The sequence below is a fragment of the Endozoicomonas sp. YOMI1 genome, assembly GCF_024606345.1.
Classification (GTDB): domain Bacteria; phylum Pseudomonadota; class Gammaproteobacteria; order Pseudomonadales; family Endozoicomonadaceae; genus Endozoicomonas.
Map to the genome: position 1 here is coordinate 1 of NZ_JAHHPM010000304.1, position 5,022 is coordinate 5,022.

Here is a 5,022-nt window from a genome sequence, read left to right on the forward strand (position 1 = left end):
GGGAGTATACGGTTTGTAGCCGTATCGAGGGTTCGAATCCCTCCCTCACCGCCATATTTCTCTCCTGATTTCTTTTTTTGTCTTCTTGGATTTTTTCAGACTTTCTACTTTATCCCTTTCCGTTTGAATTCATGCTGGATTAAATATATGCCCCAAAAGTATTTCAACCCTGAAGGAATTGATCAATGAGGCAATAGTTATACCAATTCCAGTTTAGTCCAGCTGCTTTTTCCTTTACTTGTTACTTGAAGGTTTGCTTCCTTCCAAGCCACTTTGAATGTAATTTAAGGCACTTTGAATGTATTCAGTAAGGTAGGCTCTTTCATGCCTTGGTGGTAAATGATGACTCCCCTTTGTGCTCCTTTCAGACTTTAAGATTTCAGCGGCTGTATTAAGAATCCTGCTATAAGAAGCGTTTTTATGAAGTGGTAATTTACCGTGCGTTCGTCTATGCCTATTTATGGAATTTAACAATTCAAAGTATTCAGTTTCTATTTTGTCCTCTTCGCTTTGCGCATACCAATCGTTGACTACTTTGGCTATCTCCTGGTTGACATTCTCTAACGGATTATCTGGCTCATTTGGCCGATTCTTTAAATGGGCTAACCGCAATATATACATCAAGGTTTCTGTTATAATACCGTCGATTGTATCTGCAGCAATAATAAATACGTGTGCGGTGGTAATCCAGGGCAGATCCAGATTTTGTATACCCAATATATTTTGGGTCTCGCGGGTTAATGACAAAATCTCTTCAGACTTCCGGTGAAACTCAGGAGCTTGCCAATTAAAATCAATCTGATCGTCGCTGTCATCTGTAACTGTACTTGCCGGTGTCGGGATTTGCTGTTGTGTTCCTTCACTGGTTTTTCTGGCCTTGGTATCTGGGCAACCCATGCCTTGTTGTAAAGTGTCGAAACCCTGTGGTGCCGATTTGCTCACGGGAGCATTCAAGGATGATGAGCCGGGTTGATCATCAGAACGTGACGAGACTGGCGCCGGGTAACTGTCTGCAGAATGCTCAGGCATTGGTGACTGCCCGGGAGGTAAAGGGTTGCCCGCGGGATTTTGTTCAAGTGGTGTTGGGAGGTTCTGCACCATGCAGCTTAAGGAGGTTTCAGCCTGGTGAGCCATTTGCTGCTTATGAAAATAATTTCTTTTGGCTGCAGGGCATCCAACCCGGGCAGTCGCCATATGTTGTAGTTCGTTAGAGTCTGCCCTCTGTCTCATTTGGCTCGCTGCATATAAGTGTGTGAGATGGGCGCCACTTGAACTCATGGTTGGATTACTGCTGTAAGTCGTGCTGTATAGGGAAGGTTTTTTAGGCAGGGACGCACCAATTTTTGCCTGATGGTTCAAGTCCGGATTTTGCGGGCGCTTTCTTGGGGATGAAAGGGGAGGGCTCAGTATAAAATTTTCTGATTTTGCGATTGTTGGTGCGAGGGGTAGCTGTCCGTAGCCCATGGCTTCAGCATTTTTACCTATTCTGAATCCAGAGTTCGTAACCGCAGGCTGATGGCAGGCATGACTGCCCTGTGAAAATGGCAAGAAGACTGACTCTGTCGTGCCTGATAAACGCGTACCCGGATAAATGGAATGACTGGCATAAATGCTCGCAGGCTGGCGAGTCGAAAAGACTGAGCCGGTCTCGAACATTTGATTGAGCGGTGCAACGGATTGGCTGTCATAAAGCTCATTCAGTAATTCAGTAATTTCGTCTTCTGTGTGTGGGTCAGTTATGGATTTTACTGGCGTTTGATTCCATTGCAGGATGTCCGGATAACTGTTGGGGCTGGGGAAAGGATTTGTAGATTGAGTAATCTGATGGGCTGGTATGGGCTGGTATGGCTTGCTGCCTGCAGTCAGGGTTGCGTTACTGTACTGGTTGGCTGTCAGATGGTGAAGTGGCTGCTGATTAAAATATGGCTGTTGTGTATAGTCAGCTCTCACTCTACCGGGCTGTAACGAGTTGCTTGAAGGTTGTTCTGAATGAAAGCAATGCAGATCGGGTTTCAGGCCTTGTGTTCGAATGGTTCTGGTGATGTTGATACGTTCATGTTGAACGGTTCCAGCTGGATTTGGACCATTGATGGCAGATTGGCCATAAGCGGTTTGCTGTGGCAGGGCGCTTGTCGGGTAATAAATACTACTTGTCTGGCGAGGAAAACCTGGATTCATAAAGTCAACCAACTTTTTAATTTGATTTAAATAGTTATAAAGAGACCCATTTATGACTCATAAGTTCAACATAGTAATATGTCCGGGGTCAGATAATAGGGAAGTTCGGTGCTGTAAAGCTGCTGATCCACAACAAGTTGAGCAGGGATAGCCACCTGTTTCTGTTGTCGAGAGGCTGAGCATCAAAGAGCTGGAAGTAAAGTTTAAAATCATACCAACGATGTTCGTAGCACCTGGCATTATCGATGAGAACGTACTTGCTAATATCTCCTTTATCTTTTCCATTTTTATACTCAATTCTGTAGGCTGTACGTATCTTATAAAAACGACAAAGTTCAGAGATATCCTGAGTTTATGAATAATCAATTTGATGTGATTGTATTCGGAGCCACCAGCTTCGTTGGGCAACTACTTTGCCAGTACCTGGTCGATAGATTTAATGACAATGGCCAGGAGCGTCTTGACTGGGCGATAGCGGGGCGCTCTCAAGCCAAACTGGCTGAGTTAAAGCAGAAATTACAACAGCCTGAGCTACCTGTGTTGCTGGCTGATGCCGCTGATAAGACTGCTTTGAAAGCGTTGTGCCAGCAAACCCGGGTCATTGTTTCGACGGTGGGTCCTTACGCACTTTACGGCGAATCGCTGGTTAAGGTTTGTGCGGAAAGTGGTACTGATTATTGCGATCTGACCGGCGAAGTGCAGTGGATTCGACAGATGTTGGACCGGTATGAGGAAACAGCACGGAACAGTGGCGCACGCATTGTCCATTGCAGTGGCTTTGATTCAATTCCTTCTGATATGGGCGTGTACTTTACCCAGAAAAAGGCGAAGGCGGTTTTGGGTTCATTCTGTTCAGATATCAGCATGCGGGTGAAAGCCGCCAGGGGGGGCATTTCTGGTGGAACGCTGGCCAGTATGATCAATATCACCCGTGAGGCGGCAAAAGACCCGGCATTACGCAGGCAGTTGGCCAACCCTTACCTGATCTGCCCTGAAACTGAAGGCTTGAAGGTGAAACAGGAAAATGTCAAGACACCGACGTATGATTCAGGCTTTGGGGCCTGGCTGGCTCCCTTCATCATGGCTGGTATTAACACCCGGGTGGTCCTTCGTTCCAATGCATTGGCTGAACACCCTTATGGCAAGGATTTCAGGTACAACGAAGCCATGCTAATGGGTGCTGGTTTTAAAGGTCGATTGCAGTCCAATGTTCTGGTAGCCGGGCTGGGCCTGTTTATGCTTGCCATGGTGATTAAGCCAGCCCGCTGGTTTATGGCGCGATTTGTGTTGCCAAAACCGGGCGAGGGCCCTTCTCCCAAAGCCCAGAAAACCGGGTTTTATGATATTCGCTTTCTGGGCAAAACGGCAGATGGTCAGGAAATCCGCACCCGTGTTGTTGGCCAGGGCGATCCGGGGTATAGCTCTACCGCCAGAATGCTGGGACAGGTGGCGGCAGGATTAGCCCTGGACTTTCACGATAACCAGCAGAAGAGCGGTAAGGCGGGCGGTTTCTGGACAACTTCCACGTTGTTTGGTGATCGGCTTATTGAGCGACTGGAAAAAGATGCTGAGATAAAATTTGAAGTCTTGTTTTCCTGATATTGCCTGGTGCTACTTATCTTTCCCGGATGATATCTGGTTCGATTACCAGGGAGGGGCGATTGGGACTTGATTGAACCGGCTTTGTTTTAAATGGGCGAATCCACTGATTCGCCCCTTGTCTTTGACCGGATGCGCTAAAAATACCTTTACCTGCCAGCAGGAACTTTTTTCTGGTTTGAGCATCTTTACATAAGAATCTCACATTCTTCCATCCGATAGTGGCTTAACTATGAATATCAATTCAGGTGCAGGTTCGACGACCAGCGTTGTTATTTCTAACTCTGTAATGAAGGATACTTTGGCTTTGGCAGGTACCCTGTCAGGGCTTGCTTTTGGCTTTCTTGTATCCCGCATCCCGAACGACGACAATTTTCTGAATCGCGCCTTATATGTGGGCGCTTGTGGCACTGCGGGATACTTCATCGCCAAAAGTGCCTATCACGGTTGTGCCGCCTTCTGGCAACGTGCTGTGGAAACTCGTGATACCCTATCCACGTATATCAATAACCTTGGTAATACCCCCACCAGTCTGGATTCTCATATTGTCCAGGATAGTGGCTCAACTATGAATACCAATTCAGGTGCAGGTTCGACGAACAACGTTGTCATTTCTACCTCTGTAGTGAAGGATGCTTTGGTCTTGGCAGGTACCCTGTCAGGGCTTGCTTCTGGCTTTCCTGTATTTGCCTTCTCGGTCAAAGACAATTTTCTGAATCGTGCCTTATATTTGGGCGCTAGTGGCACTGCGGGATACCTCATCGCACAAAGTGCCTGTCACGGTTGTACCGCCTTCTGGAAAGGCACTGAGGTAATTCGTGCTACCGTATCCACGTATATGAATAACCTTGGTATTACCCCCTTCAGTCAGGATTCTCATATTGTCCAGGCGTTTACCTACGCCGGAGCGTTGTATAGCCTGGTTTACAGTAGCGCCCTCGAAGCTCCATTATACATTCAATCAGAAGAGTCAATAGAAATGTCAAGGCGTGCGCACTCTGGCAGATATGATCCTCCTCCTTGCTGGCCTCCTCCTAATGTTATGGACCGAATCAAGTCTGGCCCGGGCTCGGTCATGGTCGGTGCCGGTGTCGGATATCTGGTGGGAAAAGTGCTGGACTATACGGCAAAAGCAGCCTTTTCCGGCGCCAGAATGGCGGCTGAATGCCTTAGATCAATAACCACTGGTCGCTAGGAGGCTGTCCGAGAATAGACTGCCCTACTGCGGTGGCAGCAAATTGGTCT

5 protein-coding genes are annotated in these 5,022 nt (G+C 47.4%); 4 read left to right on the top strand and 1 reads right to left on the bottom strand.

Going from position 1 to position 5,022, the window contains the following annotated elements:
* Window positions 1–234: 234 nt before the first annotated feature.
* On the bottom strand, window positions 235–1,656 hold the full coding sequence (locus tag KDK15_RS10730; protein ID WP_257295353.1) for a hypothetical protein: 1,422 nt from the start codon (window positions 1,654–1,656) through the stop codon (window positions 235–237).
* A 156-nt stretch (window positions 1,657–1,812) separates the two neighbouring features.
* On the opposite strand from KDK15_RS10730, the gene KDK15_RS10735 reads away from it, so the two are divergent.
* The 4 genes from KDK15_RS10735 to KDK15_RS10750 all read left to right on the top strand — a co-directional run bounded on the left by KDK15_RS10735 (window position 1,813) and on the right by KDK15_RS10750 (window position 4,972).
* Window positions 1,813–1,965: a hypothetical protein gene (locus tag KDK15_RS10735; RefSeq protein WP_257295354.1), complete on the top strand. Its 153-nt coding sequence runs from the start codon at window positions 1,813–1,815 to the stop codon at window positions 1,963–1,965.
* Window positions 1,966–1,989: 24 nt separating this feature from the next.
* Window positions 1,990–2,208 (top strand): hypothetical protein, encoded by a 219-nt coding sequence (locus KDK15_RS10740; RefSeq protein WP_257295355.1) that lies wholly within the window; start codon window positions 1,990–1,992, stop codon window positions 2,206–2,208.
* Between the two features lie 324 nt (window positions 2,209–2,532).
* Window positions 2,533–3,777, top strand: a complete 1,245-nt coding sequence (locus KDK15_RS10745) for a trans-acting enoyl reductase family protein (protein ID WP_257295356.1) — start codon at window positions 2,533–2,535, stop codon at window positions 3,775–3,777.
* A 232-nt stretch (window positions 3,778–4,009) separates the two neighbouring features.
* Window positions 4,010–4,972, top strand: a complete 963-nt coding sequence (locus KDK15_RS10750) for a hypothetical protein (RefSeq protein ID WP_257295357.1) — start codon at window positions 4,010–4,012, stop codon at window positions 4,970–4,972.
* Window positions 4,973–5,022 lie beyond the last annotated feature (50 nt).